We start from the raw sequence: 19,089 nt of genomic DNA on the forward strand, positions 1-19,089 counted from the left end.
CCTTCTCATTTAAATTGTTTCATAAGTTTGGTATTCTTCTTCTCCAAGCGCTAGTTTTGCTTTCATACGATCTTCTTCCCTTTGGAAGCTAATACGTAATACCCCAAGCAGTCCTTCACGCGCTTCTAATATTTGCAAGTTCGTAATACTAATTTCCTCGCGCGCCAAAATACTCGTAATATGAGCCAATGCCCCCACCTTATCTAATACATCGACGTATAAGTCGTGATAGGCAGGAATTGCCCCTCTCTTTCTTACTGGTAAAGAATCACGGTATTCTTTCGCATCTGCAAAATAGTTTTGAATCTCGCATGCATCTCCGGTAGAAACTGTTTTATATAAATCTTCCATTTCAGAGATCCACTCTTTTAATAATACCATTAAATGCTCACGATTTTGCTTTACAATATCACTCCACATTTTCGGACTACTAGATGCGATACGTGTAATGTCTTTAAACCCTCCAGCAGCTAGCTGATGAATGAGCGGATTATCTCCTGCATGTTTCTCTACTTGCTTCACTAAACCTGCTGCGATAAGGTGCGGGAAATGACTAACGATCCCTGTTACATAATCATGTTCTTCTGTATTTAAAACAAGGAAATGTGATCCCGTTCCTTTTAACCAATCTTTTAACTCTTCCACATGTTCATTTGGCACATGATGCATCGGTGTTAAAATGTAAAATGCATTTTCAAATAAATGCGCTTTTGCACTTTCAACTCCCGTTTTATGAGAACCTGCCATTGGATGTCCACCAATGAAAGATACTTCCTTTGAAAATAAAGTTTCTGCTTCATTCATAATCGTGCCTTTTGTACTACCAACATCAGTCACTATAACATCTTCTCGTAAACGGAATGACGCAAGTTTGTGTAATAGCTTCTTCGTTTCTTCAACTGGAGAAGCAAAAACAATTAAATGTGCCTTTTCACATGCAAGCTGTAAATCAACTGCTATTTCATCTACTACGTGTAATTCTTTTGCACGCTCTACTTGTTCTTGAAATATATCATAACCTGTTATCGTTACATCGTGCTCTTTCTTAATTGCTAATGCGAGAGAGCCTCCGATTAAACCAGTTCCAATTAATACTACCTTTTTACGCATTTTCCTCATCTCGAGACTTTCTTTTTTTATTTTCAAAGTGTTGTTGTAACACTGAAATCACCCCTTCATTTTGCTCCCTTGTTCCGACTGTAATACGGATACCATTCGGGAACGGACGAATAATAAATCCTGCGTGTGCACAAGCTTCATAAATCTCTCCAGCATTCTCAACTGGCAAGAAGATGAAATTTGTTTGCGATGGATAAAATGGAATATCATTTTCCCTACAAAAGCTCTCGTATTGTTGTAATCCTTCTGTATTCACACGAACTATTTCTTCAATAAACTCGTCATCACCAAAAGCAATCGTCGCTGCTTTTTGCGCTAATGAAGATACGTTAAATGGCAAACGAACGACATTTAATTTTTCGATTAACTCTTCCTGTCCAACCGCATATCCAACGCGGAAAGAAGCTAATCCGTACGCTTTAGAAAATGTTCTAAGTACAAGAATATTTTTATGTTTTTCTAAAAGCGGTAATGTCTCTGGGAAATCTTTTGCTGTTACGTATTCATAGTACGCTTCATCAATGACAATTAACGTATTTTCACTAATACCTTCAATGAATTGAGTCAATTTTCGGTCATTCACATATGTGCCTGTTGGATTGTTCGGGTTACAAATCCATACAATTTTTGTATCGTTATCTACTACTGAAGAAATTTCTTCTAAGTCGTATACACCGTTATTTAACGCAATTTCCTTCACTTCGCAACCTTCTATAATGGCATGATGACGATACTGTGGGAATGTTGCACCTGCTGTTACAATGTTATCTCCCGCTCGTAATACGGCGCGGCTTATTATTTGAATGATTTCATCTAAACCACTACCACAAAGTACTTGTTCCATTTTCACATGTAACTTATCTGCGATTGTTTGACGGAGCGTTGTAGCACCTCCGTCAGGATATAAAGCATGTTCCAACCACGATTTTTGCAACTCATCTAAAACACGTGACGAACAGCCGAATGGATTTTCATTCGATGCTAATTTCACAAACGAATGATCTCCGTACACTTCTTTCATTTGTTCTGGTGATTTACCTGGTTTATATGGTTGTAATGATGATAGTTGATCCTTTACTTGCACGTTAAACCCACCTTTTTATTAAAATTCTTTTGCGTAGTTATTGTGTTGCATAATGTTTTGTTTTAATAATTCCATACGATCTTTTCCAAATTGTTCGACTAGTGCATCTGCAAGTTCCCATGCCACAACAGATTCAGCTACTACACCCGCCGCTGGTACTGCGCAACTATCAGATCTTTCAATACTCGCTTGGAATGCTTCTTTCGTATCAATATCAACGCTTGCTAACGGTTTGTATAAAGTAGGAATTGGCTTCATCACGCCTCTTACGATAATTGGCATACCTGTTGTCATACCGCCTTCTAAACCGCCGGCATTATTCGTTCTTCTCGTGTATCCTTTTTCTTCATCCCACAGAATTTCATCATGCACTTTGCTTCCTGGTTGTCGTGCCGCTTCAAAACCTACGCCGATTTCAGCACCTTTAAATGCATTTATACTCATAATTGCACCAGCAAGTTTTGCATCTAATTTACGATCGTAATGGACGTAACTACCGACGCCAATCGGCATACCTTCTGCAATGACTTCCACAATACCACCGATTGAATCTCCACTACTTTTTGCGTTGTCAATCGCATTCATCATTTCTTGCTCTACTTCTTTATCTAAACATCGAACTGGTGAGTTTTCAGTAATTGTTTGAATTTCTTCAATTGATAAGTTTGAAATATGTTTTGCTTTTACTCCACCAATTTCAAGAACATGTCCTGCAATTTCCACGCCTAATTCGCTTAAAATTTGTTTTGCAACTGCACCAGCAGCTACACGAACTGTCGTTTCTCTTGCAGATGACCGCTCTAATACGTTTCTTATATCACGATGACCATATTTAATTGCTCCATTTAAATCTGCATGTCCGGGACGTGGTTTTGTAATTGTACGTTTCATGTCTTTACTTTCTTTTTCCGAAATTGGCTCTGCACCCATTACTTTCGTCCAATGTTTGAAATCATCATTTTTTACAATTAACGTAATCGGTGATCCAAGTGTCATCCCGTGACGAACACCACTTACAATTTCAACTGTATCTGTTTCAATTTGCATACGTCTTCCGCGTCCATGACCTTTTTGTCTTCTTAATAATTCTTTATTAATATGTTCCGCCGTAAGTGTCAAACCTGCTGGTACACCTTCTAAAATAACTGTTAACTGCGGTCCATGTGATTCTCCAGCTGTAATGTATCTCATTTCTCTTGCCCCTTTACTATTTTTTTGTACAAAAAAGTCCCTACTGAGCGCTCAGTAGGGACGATGTTTATCGCGGTACCACCCTAGTTGTAGACTTCTTTCGTCTACCTCTCTTCTTCTTTAACGATCGTTTGACCGTCTTCCCCTCCAAAAGTTGTCGGGAAAGATGCTCCAAGGCTGTAATTCATGCTTACCTTTGTACTGATTCACACCGACCATCAGCTCTCTTTAACAGTGAGATAAGCACTACTGTTTCCTCTTCAACGCATATATGATATGGAATTAAGATAATTTATTTTTGAAACCTTTTAACTCATCCATGAATCTATGGAATTCTGGAATGTCCATTTGTTGTGCAGAATCTGATAATGCAACTGCTGGATCTGGATGAACTTCAGCCATTACTGCATCTGCGCCAATTGCAAGTGCCGCTTTCGCTGTTGGTAATAATAAATCTCTGCGTCCAGTTGAATGTGTTACATCAACGATAACTGGTAAATGTGTTTCTTTCTTTAAAATTGGTACTGCAGAAATGTCTAATGTGTTACGTGTTGCTCTTTCGTATGTGCGGATACCGCGCTCACAAAGAATAATTTGATCGTTACCTTGCGCAATAATGTATTCCGCTGCGTTAATGAACTCATCAATTGTTGCTGCTAATCCACGTTTTAATAATACTGGTTTGTTAACTTTACCTACAGCTCGTAATAAATCGAAGTTTTGCATGTTACGTGCGCCAACTTGAATTACATCAACGTAGTCTAATGCCATTTCAACATCGTTCGGATTTAAAATTTCACTAATAATTGCTAAGTCAAACTCGTCTGCTACTTGACGTAAAATTTGAAGTCCTTCTACTCCTAAACCTTGGAAATCATATGGAGAAGTTCTCGGTTTGAATGCACCACCGCGCATTAATTTTAAGCCTTGGTCTTTCATCGCTTGCCCTACTTGACGAACTTGTTCTAAACTTTCTACTGCACAAGGTCCCATGATGAACGTTTGTGTTCCGTTTCCAATCAATTCACCTTTTACATCAACGATTGTATTTTCTTGTTTCTTTTTACGTGATACTAGTAACGCTTTACGGTTATCATCTTCTTGTAACTCTAAGCTTGCTTTGAAAATCGTTTTGAAAATATGTTGAACTGTTGATGTTTCGAATGGTCCTTCGTTATGCTCTGCGATCATATCAAGTACTTCACGCTCACGTACTGGATCAAAGCGTTTCGTGCCTTGTACTTGCTTTTGCTCTCCAATTTTTTGAACAATTTCACCACGTTTGTTTAAAAGGTGTAATAGTTGTAAATTAATTTCATCTACCTGTTTACGTAATTGATCTAATTCATGATTTGCCATTTGGAAATCCTCCTCTAATGTTTTAAAAGTATAGTAAGAGAATAAAAAATTCTCTATTTTCTGAACTGACTAATTATACAAATTTATAGTGGAATCGATACCTCTTCTTATTTTAAACTAATAATTCGTACACAGACATAAACTACTAGTTAAAAATCCACTTTTTTGTACAAAAAAGCCCTACTGATCCAATCAGTAGGGACGATATTTATCGCGGTACCACCCTAGTTGTAGACTTCTTTCGTCTACCTCTCTTCATTGTTAACGATCATCTGACCGTCTTTCCCTTCATAAAGACAATACTATCTTTACTACGAAAAAGATGCTCTAGGACTGTAATTCGCTCTTGTTTATGTACTGGTTCGCACCAACCACCAGCTCTCTGTTACAGGGAAACAACAACTACTGCTTTTCCTTTCAATGCATGACTATTTAATTTTCAAGTTGGACCACTAAAATACAAAAAGTCCCTACTGAATAAATCAGTAGGGACGATATTTATCGCGGTACCACCCTAGTTGTAGACTAACTTTCCGTCTACCTCTCTTCACTGTTAACGATCAATTGACCGCTTTTTCCTCATAAAGAAAAACTATCTTTATTACGAAAAAGATGCTCCAAGACTGTAATTCATGATTATCCCTGTACTGGTTCACACCAACCACCAGCTCTCTGTTACAGTAAGACTAACCACTACTGTGATCTCTTCATTGCACTTTGTTTATTCAAATGTTTTTGAAATTGAATAAGTATGATTCGTATTATAGAACGCTTTTCAAAACACTGTCAACAACTTTTTATATATTTTTTTAAATTCCACTTTCGTCCTATAATTCTTTTTGTAAATCACCCATTACAATTCCTATGCGAATTATTTCATTTTCTAGTAAATGTAAAACATATTCCTCTACTTTATACTGAACTAATAATTCTTTTATTTGTATGATTTCTTTTTCGAATAACACGGCTTCGTGACATGTTTGTAGTAAAATAAAAAACACATTTGCAAACATTTCTTTATGCGCTTTCATACTTTCTTTTTTATGAAGCATTTCAATCAATAACCGCTTCATTTCCTCACCTGTACATTTACCATGTACACTTGAAAATGTACGAGACATAATACATAATCCTTTTTCTAATATTTCATCCATGTATAAAATAATACGTAAAAGCATTACATATTCTCTCGCAGTTATCTCACCCATTTTTGGTCGTTCTCGCAAAAATACACTGAGCCAAGCTGTCCAAAATTTTTGTTGTTCTTTTACGCTTAATGTTTTGACGTAATAGCATAAAAACTGCATAAACTTAATTTTATTTTCTTCATTTTCTAGTATGAGTAACGGGTATAACCAATCTGTTTTTTGCTCCCAATATAGTACACATTTAATAAATACAAAGCTAAGCCACTTCAAGAAAGCTTCTCTCGTATGCGGATGTAATACTTCCAAATGTTCTACCGCATACTTAATAAATCGCTTCATTTCTGTAAATAAAGGTAAATTTATTTGCGTGTAACATAAGCCGGCCCATGCATATTCCGTAATCTCATTTTGTTTTTTTAAATCTAAGTATGGTAACAAATATTTTCGGCACCATTGTTTTTCAATATGATATAGAAATGTAATATCTGCTATTAAACGAGCAAACATAAAGTTTGTTCGTTCCGAATTAACTCTTACTTGTTCTTCAAATAAAAATAAATATTCATATACATTACGATCGTATAAATGATCATATGATAACAACTTTAATAATACAGCTGTCATTTTTCCAACTGGATGCTGAATTGATTCATTGTAAAAATCTTGTTTCCCAAGCTTAAAGTCTGTATCACTCTTCATAACTTGAGGAAACACTGAAAAAGCAAATCGTTTTACAACACGTATACTATTCTCTTCTAACTCTTCTAGTCGATTACTAATTTCATATAGAAAACTACTAATTAACCAATGAAAAGCAGTATTTCTAACAAATTTCTGCAATAGCGGAATAATTTTTTGGATTTGATCATTTGTCAATCCTCGATTATTTCGCCATTCTCTAATACAAACAAACCATACTTCATTACTTATTTCTTGCACTCCTACTAATTGGTATGCAAATGAAATACTCCACTCTGTGTTTAATTTACATGCTTTTGATAACATCTCTAAAAAATGGCGTTGTTCCAAAACACGATCTTGCGAAAATTGCTGAACTTGCTTCATAATTTCAACATCTTTCAGTTGCAATAATCCGTCAGCAGTTACATTACAAGTAATACTTTGCTCTGTATCCTCTTTCTTTTGTACACTGTATCGTTCGGAATGAAAATGAGGATGCTTTTGCTTCATTAACTCATACCCATTTGCCGTAGATGGACTATTTGAATCACACTTGAATAATAAGTCTAATACGAGACATGCATCAAATACCCTCTCTTCTGTAAGATGCTTTATTACAGTTCGAGTGACTTCTTCTTTTGTTTTTTCTAAACAATGTGCATAATGCCTTTTTAAAAGTTGAAAAACTTCGTGTTTATAAGTGAAATCTAAAAGAAGTCCTTCATGTAACAACCATTTCATTTTGTCATCTACACGAACAAAAATATTTTTATTCATCGCATCAATTGCAATTTGCTTTTGAAGTACACTATTTGCTTCTATCATTTCTGTAATATAATAATCCGCTTTTTTCTCATTGTTTTCGCATAAATAAGTTAGACACTCTTTTACAATTCGTATTAAAAATACAAGATCATTTTGATGAAACTCTTTCTCTATATTTTCCTTATTTCTTTTTTTCAGTGCCGTTTGTCTTAACGACAACATTCTCAATTTTTCTAATCCAATCATCATAATTGGAACAGCATAATAAGCGATATAAGGCCTCATCTTTTCGTTCCAAATTTGCTCCACATGAGAGAATGTAGATACTGGTAAGCGACTCGATTCCTCGAGTTCTATTGATTCTTGCGTATCATTTCCCCATTTTCTTACACGTTTTAACTTCAGTTTTCCGTCTAAAATAAAAGTTAGTATCAATAAGGCAATTTCCTTATGCTCAGGAAAAGAACATTTTTGCAGTAACTTAGAAATCTTTTCTATAGAGCTACTATCTTTTTCAGCTGTTTCTAATAAAAGGAGTGTCCACCTTGCAAACAACAACGGGTCCATCTTACTCTTCGTTTCGGTTAAGTAGTTACAAATTGTTCTCCATAATAACGGTGATATTTTAGAATAGTTTTTATAAATTAATTGAAATAATTCTTTCTGATGACTAAAAAGAAATTGTTCGACTAACCATTCTGCAAGTAATTCATCTACTTCATTATAGTTTGGCGTAAGCATAAACAAATTTTGTAATTTACCTTCTACTTCTAACCATTCGACCCATTCATAATCATGAGCAAATTCCACAAAGTAACGAACTGTTTCAATTTTTTTAATTGATTGCTTTATGTATGATAATTGTTCCTGTTCTACTGACGGGGGAACCGTTACAATATCCCGAATACGCATTCTTTTCGTAATATAATTATCACCCATTAATTCCGCCCAGCGTTTTACCGCTTTTACGAGAGATTGATGATTATTTACTTTATTCGGATACACAATTGGTCTTATCCCTAAATGTTCCCAGTGGTACGTATTTTCTCCTTGTGCGACAAAAGCAAATCGTCTTGTACTTGGTGGTAAACCAGTTGCTAAATATTTCATTACTGGGTCATTATGACTATATCCAACGAATAAAACGGTGTAATTTGAGAATAGATCAACTAAAAATCTTCTTGCCCACCCTTCTGTTAAGTAAGCCCTTCCAAAATCACCGTCTGTTAAAATTAAAGCCTCTTTCTCCTGTTCTACATTACCATGTATGTAAGCAAGACCTTTAAAAGCTCTCCCAGTCGGTAAAGCTGGAGCGTAATAAACATTGATATCTCTATTTATTTCTTTAATTGCAGTTGTAAAATGTTGATCAAAATTTGTTGTTACAATGCGGATATCTGTATCTAAAGGAAATAACCTTGGAATTGCATAATGCAATGGATTCGGTTTTGATTTCTCTATATGAACGAGATCTCTTGCGACTTGATGTACATCTTTTGTTTTCGCAATTTTACCAAGATAATAATCATGTGGCTCTGTTATTTCACGTTTTTCGACATATAACGTTTTTGCAATTTCATCAACTAAATCATCAAAATTCGGTAAGTTTGATTTCCCTTTCATAGAAACTCCCGCTCCAACAAATAACACTAACTTTCCTTGCTCAAGGTGATCAATTAACTCATCTGGAATTTCTACTTCTGAAGTAATCCACATTTTGGATTCCCCCTTACCTAAAAATGTCATACACTCTCATTTTACTATAACATTTTTTCATTGTTTTTATAATATTTAGACTAAATTCCGAACATGAAAAAGTTTTATGTAAATAAATCCGTTACAATGTATGAACTCCAGAATTTATTGAAAAACTATGTATAAATCGGAGGTGTAAATTTTGAATGATTTCACAGTAGTGCTTATCAAGTTTATATCGTGCATTATTGCATTTAGCATTGGGCTTGCTTTATTTTTCCCTGCAACGTTTGTTCAAATTATTTCATTCAGTCTCTTTGTTACAATCGTATCCTACATGTTCGTTGATAAAATTATTTTAAATCGAATTGGCAATACTGGTGCCATTATGTCGGATTTCTTATTAACATATTTAAGCGTATGGATTTTCGGTAATATTTTATTAGACAACTATATGCAAATTGCATGGGGCAGTATCCTTTCTGCCATCGTCTTCACTTTATCTGAAGTAATCGTTCATCGCTTCTCTAACTCTCATACAAGGCACAACAATGATAACATTCGTATTAATCGCCGCTTTGCATATGGTACAGAGTTTGCTGAAGAACAAAATATATTGGATAAAGATAAGAAAAAGTAACGTTTTAATGCAGGAGCGCCCTTTTTAATTATGTGGTGCTCCTTTTTTGTATTTTTTCATTATGGTACGTGAAATTATATAAGTGATTATTTCAAAATACCGACTTACTAACAATATTTGACGCTATTTTTTCTAATAAAAAACTGCCTCTTATTTAGAGGCAGCCACTTTTAAGTCTTTTACTGCAACAACATCCGCAAACGCTCCCAATACTGCGTTATGATGTTTCACAATATCTTCAGCACGTAACACTTCTGTATTAAATGTACTATGCGCATCACTCACTAACGTTACTTTATACCCTTCACTACATGCTCTGCGCGTTGTCGTATCTACACAATACTCTGTTTGCATTCCCGAAAGAATAACGTGTTCAATTCCTTTCTCTTGTAACACTTCGCTTAAGTTTGTATTATGGAATGAATCTGGAGTCGTCTTTTCAACTATATTATCTCCTTCTTGCGGAGCGATGGCCGCATGGATTCGCCATCCATCCGTACCTTTTTCTAACGGATGGTCTTTAGGACCGTTATGTTGGATATAAATAACTGGAATATCATTTGAACGACATTCCCTAATAAGCTCTTGCAATGTTTGTAAAAACTTTCCCCCATTATGTACTGGCATTCCAGCTGTATACATACCCGCTTGCACATCAATTACGATTAATGCTTTTTTCATTTCACACATCCCCCTTTATTTGTATAAGCCATTATTATTGTTTATATTCCATCATCCAACAATCTTCTAATTTCCCCTCATGCAACTCATGTTCCTTTAAAATCTTTACTTTTTTAAATCCACTTTTTTCATAACACTTTATTGCTCGTTCATTATTTACTTTCGGATCCATTGCAATTGCTTCTGCTCCCATTTCACCCATAATATATGTAATTGCTGCCTGAACGAGTTTTGTTCCAATTCCCTTTCCCCAATAGGCTGATTCACCGATAAATTGGTCCATACCCCATACATTTTGCGATTCTTTATAGCCATATAACGCTTTCCACTCTGAATCCACTGGGTACATTTGTATGTAACCAATCGGAATGGTATCAAATTCTATTAAACATCTTTTTTCATTACTGTTTGGACTATGTATAAAATGATCAAGCACCTTTTCTACAGATTGCGGATTATCTCGTCCTTCGTAATACCGCAGAACTGCTGGGTCCGTTAACCATTTAGAAATGATAGATGCATCATCTTCCATTACGTATCTAATCAATAAACCTTCTTTTTGAAAAAGCATATTATACCTCTATTATTTCTTTATATTTTTTCTTGCTGTTACATCTTTCATTGCACCTACTAATGCATATGGTAGTTGCTGTAAATACGTTAAATTGCGGGATTGTATAGAGTGTGAACCATTCAGTGAAAAATTGAGAATTTAATATTCTATTAAAAAACTCTCCGCCTGGCCTAAAGTTTGGCGCCCACGCAGTGATTTCACACAAAATAAAGTGAAACTTTAATCAGTGGGGGTTTTGTTCATCCCCCACTGATTATTAGTTGAACCAATCGGGCTTTTACGGGCAGTTGATCCCCCACCTAACTTCTTCGCTTTCGCTGAATTTTGAGGTGGGGGTCTTACTGCCCTTTAATGCGGGGTAAACAGTAACTGAACAATAAAAAATGCCCCTAGATAACGAAACCAAGTCCGTTTCCATATAGGTTGTGCATTTTTTAATATATCTCCCATCTTACCCCCCCTTAAATATCCATCATATTAATTATACACTTTCCTCACTTTATTTGTTAAAATTTTCTATATAATTAATGCTGTTGGGGGAAAATACATTATGTCTAATCCTATACTTACATCCACTTTAATCATTCTTAGAGGAAACTCCTCAAGTGGTAAAACAACGATTGCAAAACAACTACAAGAACATTTCGGACAAGGAACACTTTTAGTATCACAGGATGTTGTACGTAGAGATATGCTTAGAGTACACGACACAATGGGTAATTTATCACATGATTTACTATTTAAAATTACGAAGTACGGAAAAGGAAAATGTGAATTTGTTATTTTAGAAGGTATATTGAACAGTCATAGGTATGGTGAGATGTTAAAAGAATTAATTCGTTATTTTGATGAAAATGCATTTGCATATTACTTTGATTTATCATTAGAGGAAACTATTAGACGACATAACACAAGAGACAAACGACATGAATTTGGTGAGGATTCCCTACAAAAATGGTATAATCCGCACGATACTATTAAGGTTGCCAGAGAAACTATTTTTACAGATAACTTTACGCAAAAAGATATATTTGATGCGATTCTTAATGATGTTGCGATACAAAAACAAGACTAATATAATATGTTAGTCTTGTTATGTACTTTGTGTTTCCGTTTTTATAATTGAACAATCTTTACATAAATAATAGTATATATTCATTTCCCCAAACTGGAAATCAACTACTGAAATAAGTTCACGTTCCTCAATATCTTGTGTAATTGTAGCAACATACTTCATCTCTTTAGAACAAGTTGGACACGCCAAATGCTCTGGAAGATCCGCATATAATGGTGCCCCTAATAATCTACATACATATTCAGAACCGAACAAGTCAAAAGCTTCCCAGTAACTATCTTCATCTGTAGGTATATCTTCATTTTTCATATTTATAAGCTTTACCGTTGTTTTTGGTAATGAAACTGGTAACTTATCTTCCTCTTCCATTATCCATTCTTCTGTATTTTGCTGCTTTATGATTTGAACTGTTTTACCTCCATCACTTAACTGAAAATATTGCGGTTCCCACACCATCGCACAGTTCAAGCATGAAACGAATGGTAAAATATTTAGTTCATTACTTTTAAGTTCAGCAAGTCTCCCATCTTTTAAATCAAAACAGAGAATTTGATGCATCTTCTCACCGCATAACTTACATACTGGCAAATTACAATCTTGACCGCCAAAGTAATGATTATATGAACCTCTTCCTTCAATTACTCTATACCCTTTCCGCTCATTACAATGTGCGCCATATAATTCTATTGTCATATTCTATCCTCGCCTTTTATAAGAATGATTCACAAAATGATAATAATTAAGACTAAAAAACATCGTCTTCCTGAATAGTTTCCATAATAAATTCTTTTAAACTCGGAGATATTTCTTCCATTTCGTCATCCGCGTGATACCAAATATATATTTTATCATCCATTTTTCCATTATTTATTTTAAAGCACAATTTATCCCCTGAACCATCGTCACCAATTATGATAAGATTTTCTGGTATAGACTCATCTCTCATGTCAATATTTTGTCTAACAATATCATCCCCAGTTTTCGTTACATTTCTATTATCTTTAATCGGATATAGTATCCATTTCCCTATTTCAGCATTATTAACTAATTTAATAAGATCCCTATATTGATTTGGGAAAGCAGCACCTAGCTTTTCTTCCGTTTCTTTTATTTGCAACTCCAATACACCTTGTTTCTTTGTTTCAATATATTCTCTTACTTCTTTCATGAAATACACCTATCCTTTGAACTTAATTACACTATTATGAGTGAAAGTGTTTAGTAAACGATTTGATCCGATTTATATATTTCATTATACGTTAACCCTTCGTTTTCAACATACTATTCTTCTCTACTTCTCAATAACCTTCTGTTCTACTTCCTTACCTCATTCTTAATAGTTTTTCTAAACATGAGACAATTTTTATGTTTTATTACAGGTTTATTAATAAGTCATTTAAAAATCCTATTATCCTTCTACTAAAAAAATAAAAGCCAGCCTCAATAAAGAGAACTGACTTCTATTTGGATAATTATTGTTATTATAAAATTTTCACTTTAACAGTTTGTCTTCCCCAATTCATAGCTTTACTTTTTGAACCCATTAAAACATCAATACGATTACCTTTAATTGCACTTCCAGTATCACCAGCGATCGCTTCTCCATAGCCTTCTACCCATACTTTAGATCCTAATGGGATTACTTTCGGGTCAACTGCGATAATTCTCATATTCGGATTTGCCGTTAAATCATGCCCCATCGCAGTTAAAACGCGTCCACCATATGTACCATTTTCACTTGGATCAGCAGTATACGCTGTCGCTACTACCGTTAATTCACGTTTAGCAGACTGTATGTTGTTTTTAGATGCTTCTTTCGCTCTCTCTTCTTCTTTAGCCTTTGCTATTTCTCTTGCTTTCTCTTCTTCTTTAGCTTTTGCTATTTCTCTTGCTTTCTCTTCTTCTTTAGCTTTTACTATTTCTCTTGCTTTCTCTTCTTCTTTAGCTTTTGCTATTTCTTGCGCTTTTTCTTCTTCTTTAGCCTTTGCTATTTCTTGCACTTTCTCTTCTTCTTTAACTTTTACTTCTTCTTTGATTTTTGCCTCTTCTTTAGGCTTTACTATTTCTTGCGCTTTTTCTTCTTCTTTAACTTTTACTTCTTCTTTGACTTTTGCCTCTTCTTTAGGTTTTACTATTTCTTGCGCTTTCCCTTCTTCTTTAGGTTTTACTATTTCTTGCGCTTTCGGTTCTTCTTTAACTTTTACTACTTTTGCCTCTTCTTTAGGCTTTACTATTTCTTGTGCTTTCGTTGTTTCTTTCGCTTTTGCTACTTTCTGCGTCTTTACTTCTTTCTTTTCTTTAACTGATTTTTGTACTTTCGCTACTTGCTTCGTTTTCTCTTCAGTTTTCTTTTCAGTTGGTGCTGTACTTGATAGGAAAGAAACGTTTGCATAAGCAGTTTTTCCTTTATACTCAAATTGCAACCATCCGTCTTTTACTTGATGCGTTGATTCAATTACATCATCTTTTTTTAGTCTACCAAGAATTTCTGAATCTGTGTTTGCTTCAGTACGTACATTTAACAAATTCGCCGTTACATGATATACATCTTTTGTAAACTCCGAACTTACAAACACTTCTTTACCATCCAACTCAATTTTTGACCAGCCATCTTCGGTATTTATGACTTTTAACTCTTGCCCATTCTTTACTTTTTCCACCACTTTTGATTCTGTAGTCGGTTTTTCACGTACGTTAAGTACATCTGCTGTTACGATTGTTTCTGCGGTAGCAGTTGTGGTAAACGCTCCCAATCCAAAAACAGTTGCTGTTGCTGCGCCAATTACTTTTTTCATATTAGCCTCCATTAAATTTTTTTGAATTTTATCAAATGCCTCCGTAAAATTGTATAATTTTACATAATATCAAAACATTTGCAACAGTATATTAATATTGTTTAATATACTGTTATTAAAACTCCTTACTCCAATACTATCAAATTCTCATTTCTAATTCTATATATTATAAATCTCCTTATCTTTTATAAAAGCTCCATGCCCTTCTTCACACTAAATAGTTGTGGCAATTCCCGCCAAAAATAAACTTACGATTGCTAAAATTTGAGTAGCGACAATAGCCCCTCTTAAATGAAACTTATAATCTTTATATCCTTTCATACCTTCCGTACTAGGAATCACAACAAACCTTGGAGTAATCCAGCAAAAAATTAGCCAATCAATTATAAGTAAATCTACTAAATTGAAAATCATTAAAATACCAAAAGTGTGTAAATAGGCATCCATATACATTAACTTTTCATGCTTATGTAGTATATATGTAGAAACGAAAGGAGTACCGAAAAGAATAGTATTATATACAATATTAAAATAAATGGTTTGCTTTTTTTCATGAATCGATTTTGGAAAAACTACTTTTTGAATATCTTTCGGATAATCAGTTAACGAAAGTCGAGGATTATAATATAAGGACCCTAAAATCATTACGGATAGTACAATAGACATGATGACACCAACGTACATCATTTGCTCAAATTGATTCATATGCTTCATTCACCCTTTTCTGTAATTACTATGATGGTCATTCACTTAATTACATATTGTATGTACGTACATAATCAAAAATTAACAACTAGCTTTAATAGCGAAGCAAAATTGTTGCAATGCAAATGCAAATTTAATACAGTGGAAGCCTAATTGATACAGATAGGATTGGTGAAACCTATGAAAATTGAACATATTGCAATTTGGGTAAATGACTTAGAATGTATGCGTGATTTTTATATGAAATACTTTAATGGTAAAGCAAACTCTTTATATCATAATAAAACGAAACAATTTGAATCTTATTTTATTACGTTCGAATCTGGAGCAAGACTTGAACTTATGCGTAAAAAAGGGATTGAAAATAAGCCTAATTTAAACATAACTGGCTATACTCATATGGCTTTTTCTGTCGGTAGTGAAGAACGTGTGAATGAACTAACAAAGGTGATAAAAGATGCTGGTTATCCTTTATTAAATGGACCACGTTTTACTGGAGATGGCTATTATGAAAGTGTAATAGGCGATCCAGAAGGCAATCAAATAGAAATTACGATTTAACTTACCCTTTTCCACCACCTCCGTATTTTTCCACAGATTAGGCGGTGCTGTTGTTGAAGTGCCAAATGAGGCAACTGCTTACTTTTACCGAAAAGCACTATCAAACATGCCAATATTCGCTACTTGGGAACAGCCAGAAGGTGCTGGTGGAAGTATTCGATGGGTTGAAGACTTCCGCTTAGCAATGCTTCCATTTACAAAAGGTGTCTATGTTAATACTCCTGACCTATCCATTAAAAATTGGCCAGATGCATACTTCAGTTGCAACTTTGACCGATTAATGGAAGTAAAAGCGGAATACTTTGCGAAAAATGTCTTTAACTTTCCGCAAAGTATTCCGCTTTTTTAAACTATATATTCCACCTAATATATCAAAATATAAAACATCCATTTTTTTATGGGTGTTTTACAAAAAGAGTTTACATAATATAATTATTAGTTGCTTCTTTTACTAAATATCTATTCAGCAATCGAAAGTAACACTTTCTCAAGGTCTTTTTTAGATAACATACTTTCGTTTATATAGCCATTCTTTTAATTGTAATTCATCCAAAGCTCCGTTCCCCTCTCATAATCCTTCACACTATATTCGCTCGTTTTTCACAAAAGGTTCATTTTACATGAAAATTTATTTATTACAATAAAAATATAAGGTATATTTTTATGAAAAGGAGGAATTCAATAATGAATACAGAGGATAAAATTCACGCTGAAAAAGTGTTAAAAAATCTATTCATCGGATCACAAGTTGATGGATTACAATTTGGTATTTCTCCAGGCGCTATAAAGATTCATTTCACAAACTTTCACGACTCAGTTGATTATGACGGACAATTATATATCAATATCGAATCCAAATGGTGTTTATTTAATAAACCTCAAAAAAGCTACCCATTAAATGAAGATGAATTTGAAGTTTATTCTGAGAAAGAAGAATATGAAAGAATATGTAAGATAAGAAGACAAAAAGTTACCGATATACAACTTGGCTTAGAAAGCCCTCATTTAATTATTACATTAGAGAGTGGACAAATTATTTTTTTAAATGGTTTTCATGATTATTATGAATGTTGGCAAGCTGGTGTCCTATGTGAGCAATGGCTTGTAGTCGCTGCACCTGGGAATGAAATCGCCACTTGGGCTCCCGATGAGTTTACCGATAAGTAAACTGTCTTCACGAAGAAGAAACGAAGATATTTTATGAAGTACTATACTAATGAACTACATAATCATTTCTATTACACGTAAACAAAATGACGATTTTACTTTAATAGAACTCACTTTATTAAAGTTGAAAGGATGATAATGATGGCATGTGTCCATGATTTTGGAATAATTGACGATTTTACTTCTCAAAAAAATTACGAAGATTATACACCAGAGAAATATCATTGTATATCTGTTGATGATGATATTATCAGTAGTTTAAATCAAAATTTATCAATTATGAAAACCTACTTCCATACAGTCAAAAATCAGAAATACGGTTTAGCTTATTGTGGTATTACAATTATCCCGCCTGAATCATTAGCAATTTTCTATGAAACAGTTACATCCTCAAAGTTCTTCAGAAAATCTGATGAGCTGAATGAGTTAGCTTCAAAAATTGTACAAGCTGTAGCAGAACAGAAGTACATGATCCATTATGGGGTTTAAATGTAATTCAAAAAATGCTTAGGATTTCTCCGAAGCATTTTTTGTATGTTACTAATACATTTATTCCTTAACCATTTAGTCAATTCTTGAGCCTATGGCCCCATCTTTTACAAGTGAGGGCGCCCCTATTAATCTAAATAAGCGTCTCATTTCCAATCTTCCAGCTAAACCATCTCCCGTGTCCTTCTGTTTCTCCAACCGTTTCACGATATTCGTTTCCGTTAATATAATAATCAATATGAAGGTCACGATCCCACATGTTGTTATACAGGTGGAATACATCACGTTTTGCTCCAATTTCTTGTATTTGTTTTTCTAACTTATGTTTTACTTGTTCTGGTATTTGATTTGCAACATGTGTATGGAAAATACAAATAATAGCTTCTTCACTTATTTGTTCAATAATAGATGATAATAGCTCTACACCGTCTCCTTCTATTAATTGGACAGATTCATTTTTCACTAAAGATGCAGCTTGATCAAACATCTCAAGCCTTTCTTTATGTTCTGGCCAAATTAAAGCACGTAACCATAAATAATCTTCCTCATTATGTAAATCATTCACATGTAAGTCCAGTCCAATTCTTTCTACGACAGATGGGCTTTCTTTTAGAAAATGCGGCACATTTTCCCCTCTTATTTCAGAAGTTACATGCACATTTGAATTTATATTTCCGTACATTTCATCCGTCCCGTACGAATAACTATATTGGTCCCAGAACAGTTGCAACCCAGAACTTGTCCCAATTTCAATTAACGCTAACGGCTTCTTCACTTTGTTAAATATGTAGCAGAAACTTGGGTATAAGTATGCGCACCGTCTTACTTCATTTGTTTGAACGAGTTTCGTTTGTAACAAAGTAATGATTTCTTCTCGGTACTCTTTACAGAAATCTTTAAAATGATTAAAAGCTTTATCTAAATTTGTATCAGCATTTTCAACTAAACTACTATAATACGTTTTTAAATGATGTTCTTTCCCTGCTAGCAATAAATAATGTACTGCACCTAATAGTAAGTTTGGGACTGGTTGACCTACCTGAGCATAGGACGATAGTGTAAGTACTTCCTCATCTTCAGCAATTTTCATTGATAAATATTCATATAAATCACTTGACCCTTTACATTCCTTTATTGAAAAGTTTCGAAATAAGTTTGAAATTTGTTCTTTTGTACACATTAGAGTCCCTCCTTTTTATTTTTCAGAATAATCTTACCATTATAGAAAGAATAATCCTATAAAAAGGTACTCGATTTAGTCACTTAAGGATACGTAAGCTTTTTCGAGATAATTTCAAACTGTAATTTTTTTCTATTTATCACCTTAAAAGAGCTTGTTAAATAAGATTTTTAGCGAATA

18 protein-coding genes, 2 pseudogenes and 3 other annotated features are annotated in these 19,089 nt (G+C 34.1%); of the genes and pseudogenes, 6 read left to right on the top strand and 14 right to left on the bottom strand.

Translation table 11 applies throughout. The features are described 5' to 3' along the window. Positions 1 to 9: 9 nt before the first annotated feature. The 5 genes from tyrA to MR136_RS12295 form a co-directional block, all read right to left on the bottom strand. Complete coding sequence (gene tyrA, locus MR136_RS12275; protein WP_001228140.1) at positions 10 to 1,110, bottom strand: prephenate dehydrogenase; 1,101 nt, start codon at positions 1,108 to 1,110, stop codon at positions 10 to 12. Continuing rightward, the gene (gene hisC, locus MR136_RS12280; RefSeq protein WP_001197280.1) at positions 1,103 to 2,203 is read right to left on the bottom strand and encodes a histidinol-phosphate transaminase; all 1,101 of its coding nucleotides are present in this window, start codon (positions 2,201 to 2,203) and stop codon (positions 1,103 to 1,105) included. The genes tyrA and hisC overlap by 8 nt, the downstream gene beginning before the upstream one ends. Positions 2,204 to 2,221: 18 nt before the next feature. Continuing rightward, positions 2,222 to 3,394: a chorismate synthase gene (gene aroC / locus MR136_RS12285; protein ID WP_001269425.1), complete on the bottom strand. Its 1,173-nt coding sequence runs from the start codon at positions 3,392 to 3,394 to the stop codon at positions 2,222 to 2,224. 53 nt (positions 3,395 to 3,447) lie between these two features. Continuing rightward, positions 3,448 to 3,667: a binding site (T-box leader), on the bottom strand. Positions 3,668 to 3,676: 9 nt separating this feature from the next. Next, the gene (locus MR136_RS12290; protein WP_001273575.1) at positions 3,677 to 4,753 is read right to left on the bottom strand and encodes a bifunctional 3-deoxy-7-phosphoheptulonate synthase/chorismate mutase; all 1,077 of its coding nucleotides are present in this window, start codon (positions 4,751 to 4,753) and stop codon (positions 3,677 to 3,679) included. Positions 4,754 to 4,947: 194 nt separating this feature from the next. After that, positions 4,948 to 5,183 (bottom strand) — a binding site (T-box leader). A gap of 54 nt (positions 5,184 to 5,237) precedes the next feature. Continuing rightward, positions 5,238 to 5,473: a binding site (T-box leader), on the bottom strand. Between the two features lie 107 nt (positions 5,474 to 5,580). Next, the gene (locus MR136_RS12295) at positions 5,581 to 9,063 is read right to left on the bottom strand and encodes a DUF4020 domain-containing protein (RefSeq protein ID WP_000265221.1); all 3,483 of its coding nucleotides are present in this window, start codon (positions 9,061 to 9,063) and stop codon (positions 5,581 to 5,583) included. Between the two features lie 181 nt (positions 9,064 to 9,244). Here MR136_RS12295 and MR136_RS12300 point away from each other — a divergent pair, with 181 nt between their 5' ends. Next, positions 9,245 to 9,682, top strand: a complete 438-nt coding sequence (locus MR136_RS12300; RefSeq protein WP_000997702.1) for a YndM family protein — start codon at positions 9,245 to 9,247, stop codon at positions 9,680 to 9,682. Positions 9,683 to 9,832: 150 nt separating this feature from the next. On the opposite strand, the gene MR136_RS12305 is transcribed toward MR136_RS12300, so the two are convergent. The 4 genes and pseudogenes from MR136_RS12305 to MR136_RS28755 form a co-directional block, all read right to left on the bottom strand. Continuing rightward, complete coding sequence (locus MR136_RS12305) at positions 9,833 to 10,363, bottom strand: cysteine hydrolase family protein (RefSeq protein ID WP_000709539.1); 531 nt, start codon at positions 10,361 to 10,363, stop codon at positions 9,833 to 9,835. A 34-nt stretch (positions 10,364 to 10,397) separates the two neighbouring features. Further along, positions 10,398 to 10,934: a GNAT family N-acetyltransferase gene (locus MR136_RS12310; protein WP_242259435.1), complete on the bottom strand. Its 537-nt coding sequence runs from the start codon at positions 10,932 to 10,934 to the stop codon at positions 10,398 to 10,400. 12 nt (positions 10,935 to 10,946) lie between these two features. Then, positions 10,947 to 11,148: pseudogene (locus MR136_RS12315) on the bottom strand (YfzA family protein); the annotation flags it as partial. 155 nt (positions 11,149 to 11,303) lie between these two features. Next, positions 11,304 to 11,387, bottom strand: a pseudogene (locus MR136_RS28755) (YfzA family protein); the annotation flags it as partial. Positions 11,388 to 11,487: 100 nt separating this feature from the next. Here MR136_RS28755 and MR136_RS12325 point away from each other — a divergent pair. Then, complete coding sequence (locus MR136_RS12325) at positions 11,488 to 12,012, top strand: kinase (protein WP_242259436.1); 525 nt, start codon at positions 11,488 to 11,490, stop codon at positions 12,010 to 12,012. Between the two features lie 18 nt (positions 12,013 to 12,030). Here the strand turns inward: MR136_RS12325 and MR136_RS12330 are convergent, their stop codons facing one another. From MR136_RS12330 to MR136_RS12345, 4 genes are all read right to left on the bottom strand, one after another. After that, on the bottom strand, positions 12,031 to 12,705 hold the full coding sequence (locus MR136_RS12330) for a hypothetical protein (protein WP_000151352.1): 675 nt from the start codon (positions 12,703 to 12,705) through the stop codon (positions 12,031 to 12,033). Between the two features lie 52 nt (positions 12,706 to 12,757). Then, positions 12,758 to 13,180, bottom strand: a complete 423-nt coding sequence (locus tag MR136_RS12335) for an SMI1/KNR4 family protein (protein WP_242259437.1) — start codon at positions 13,178 to 13,180, stop codon at positions 12,758 to 12,760. Between the two features lie 313 nt (positions 13,181 to 13,493). Then, entirely contained in the window at positions 13,494 to 14,807 is a 1,314-nt protein-coding gene (entB, locus tag MR136_RS12340) for a cell wall-binding protein EntB (protein ID WP_242259438.1), read from the bottom strand. 213 nt (positions 14,808 to 15,020) lie between these two features. Further along, complete coding sequence (locus tag MR136_RS12345) at positions 15,021 to 15,512, bottom strand: hypothetical protein (RefSeq protein ID WP_001071244.1); 492 nt, start codon at positions 15,510 to 15,512, stop codon at positions 15,021 to 15,023. A gap of 180 nt (positions 15,513 to 15,692) precedes the next feature. Between MR136_RS12345 and MR136_RS12350 the strand changes: the two genes are divergently transcribed. From MR136_RS12350 to MR136_RS12365, 4 genes are all read left to right on the top strand, one after another. Continuing rightward, positions 15,693 to 16,073: a VOC family protein gene (locus MR136_RS12350; protein WP_000687535.1), complete on the top strand. Its 381-nt coding sequence runs from the start codon at positions 15,693 to 15,695 to the stop codon at positions 16,071 to 16,073. 58 nt (positions 16,074 to 16,131) lie between these two features. Beyond that, positions 16,132 to 16,422: a BBE domain-containing protein gene (locus tag MR136_RS12355; protein ID WP_002041349.1), complete on the top strand. Its 291-nt coding sequence runs from the start codon at positions 16,132 to 16,134 to the stop codon at positions 16,420 to 16,422. Between the two features lie 335 nt (positions 16,423 to 16,757). Continuing rightward, the gene (locus tag MR136_RS12360) at positions 16,758 to 17,240 is read left to right on the top strand and encodes a hypothetical protein (protein ID WP_001090913.1); all 483 of its coding nucleotides are present in this window, start codon (positions 16,758 to 16,760) and stop codon (positions 17,238 to 17,240) included. A gap of 138 nt (positions 17,241 to 17,378) precedes the next feature. Beyond that, positions 17,379 to 17,729, top strand: coding sequence for a short-chain dehydrogenase (locus MR136_RS12365; protein WP_242259439.1), 351 nt, complete (start codon positions 17,379 to 17,381; stop codon positions 17,727 to 17,729). 133 nt (positions 17,730 to 17,862) lie between these two features. On the opposite strand, the gene MR136_RS12370 is transcribed toward MR136_RS12365, so the two are convergent. Beyond that, positions 17,863 to 18,909, bottom strand: coding sequence for a DUF2332 domain-containing protein (locus MR136_RS12370; RefSeq protein WP_075677208.1), 1,047 nt, complete (start codon positions 18,907 to 18,909; stop codon positions 17,863 to 17,865). Positions 18,910 to 19,089: the final 180 nt, after the last annotated feature.

This window comes from Bacillus cereus group sp. BfR-BA-01311 (assembly GCF_022664295.1).
Taxonomy (GTDB): Bacteria; Bacillota; Bacilli; order Bacillales; family Bacillaceae_G; genus Bacillus_A; species Bacillus_A cereus.

Bases quoted from the DNA above. Each gene is read 5' to 3' on its own strand.
- entB (WP_242259438.1), bottom strand. From the start codon at position 14,807: ATGAAAAAAGTAATTGGCGCAGCAACAGCAACTGTTTTTGGATTGGGA.
- MR136_RS12290 (WP_001273575.1), bottom strand. From the start codon at position 4,753: ATGGCAAATCATGAATTAGATCAATTACGTAAACAGGTAGATGAAATT.
- MR136_RS12330 (WP_000151352.1), bottom strand. From the start codon at position 12,705: ATGACAATAGAATTATATGGCGCACATTGTAATGAGCGGAAAGGGTAT.
- MR136_RS12360 (WP_001090913.1), top strand. From the start codon at position 16,758: ATGAATACAGAGGATAAAATTCACGCTGAAAAAGTGTTAAAAAATCTA.
- MR136_RS12310 (WP_242259435.1), bottom strand. From the start codon at position 10,934: ATGCTTTTTCAAAAAGAAGGTTTATTGATTAGATACGTAATGGAAGAT.
- MR136_RS12335 (WP_242259437.1), bottom strand. From the start codon at position 13,180: ATGAAAGAAGTAAGAGAATATATTGAAACAAAGAAACAAGGTGTATTG.
- MR136_RS12325 (WP_242259436.1), top strand. From the start codon at position 11,488: ATGTCTAATCCTATACTTACATCCACTTTAATCATTCTTAGAGGAAAC.
- MR136_RS12365 (WP_242259439.1), top strand. From the start codon at position 17,379: ATGATGGCATGTGTCCATGATTTTGGAATAATTGACGATTTTACTTCT.
- MR136_RS12350 (WP_000687535.1), top strand. From the start codon at position 15,693: ATGAAAATTGAACATATTGCAATTTGGGTAAATGACTTAGAATGTATG.
- aroC (WP_001269425.1), bottom strand. From the start codon at position 3,394: ATGAGATACATTACAGCTGGAGAATCACATGGACCGCAGTTAACAGTT.
- MR136_RS12345 (WP_001071244.1), bottom strand. From the start codon at position 15,512: ATGAATCAATTTGAGCAAATGATGTACGTTGGTGTCATCATGTCTATT.
- MR136_RS12305 (WP_000709539.1), bottom strand. From the start codon at position 10,363: ATGAAAAAAGCATTAATCGTAATTGATGTGCAAGCGGGTATGTATACA.
- tyrA (WP_001228140.1), bottom strand. From the start codon at position 1,110: ATGCGTAAAAAGGTAGTATTAATTGGAACTGGTTTAATCGGAGGCTCT.
- MR136_RS12295 (WP_000265221.1), bottom strand. From the start codon at position 9,063: ATGTGGATTACTTCAGAAGTAGAAATTCCAGATGAGTTAATTGATCAC.
- MR136_RS12370 (WP_075677208.1), bottom strand. From the start codon at position 18,909: ATGTGTACAAAAGAACAAATTTCAAACTTATTTCGAAACTTTTCAATA.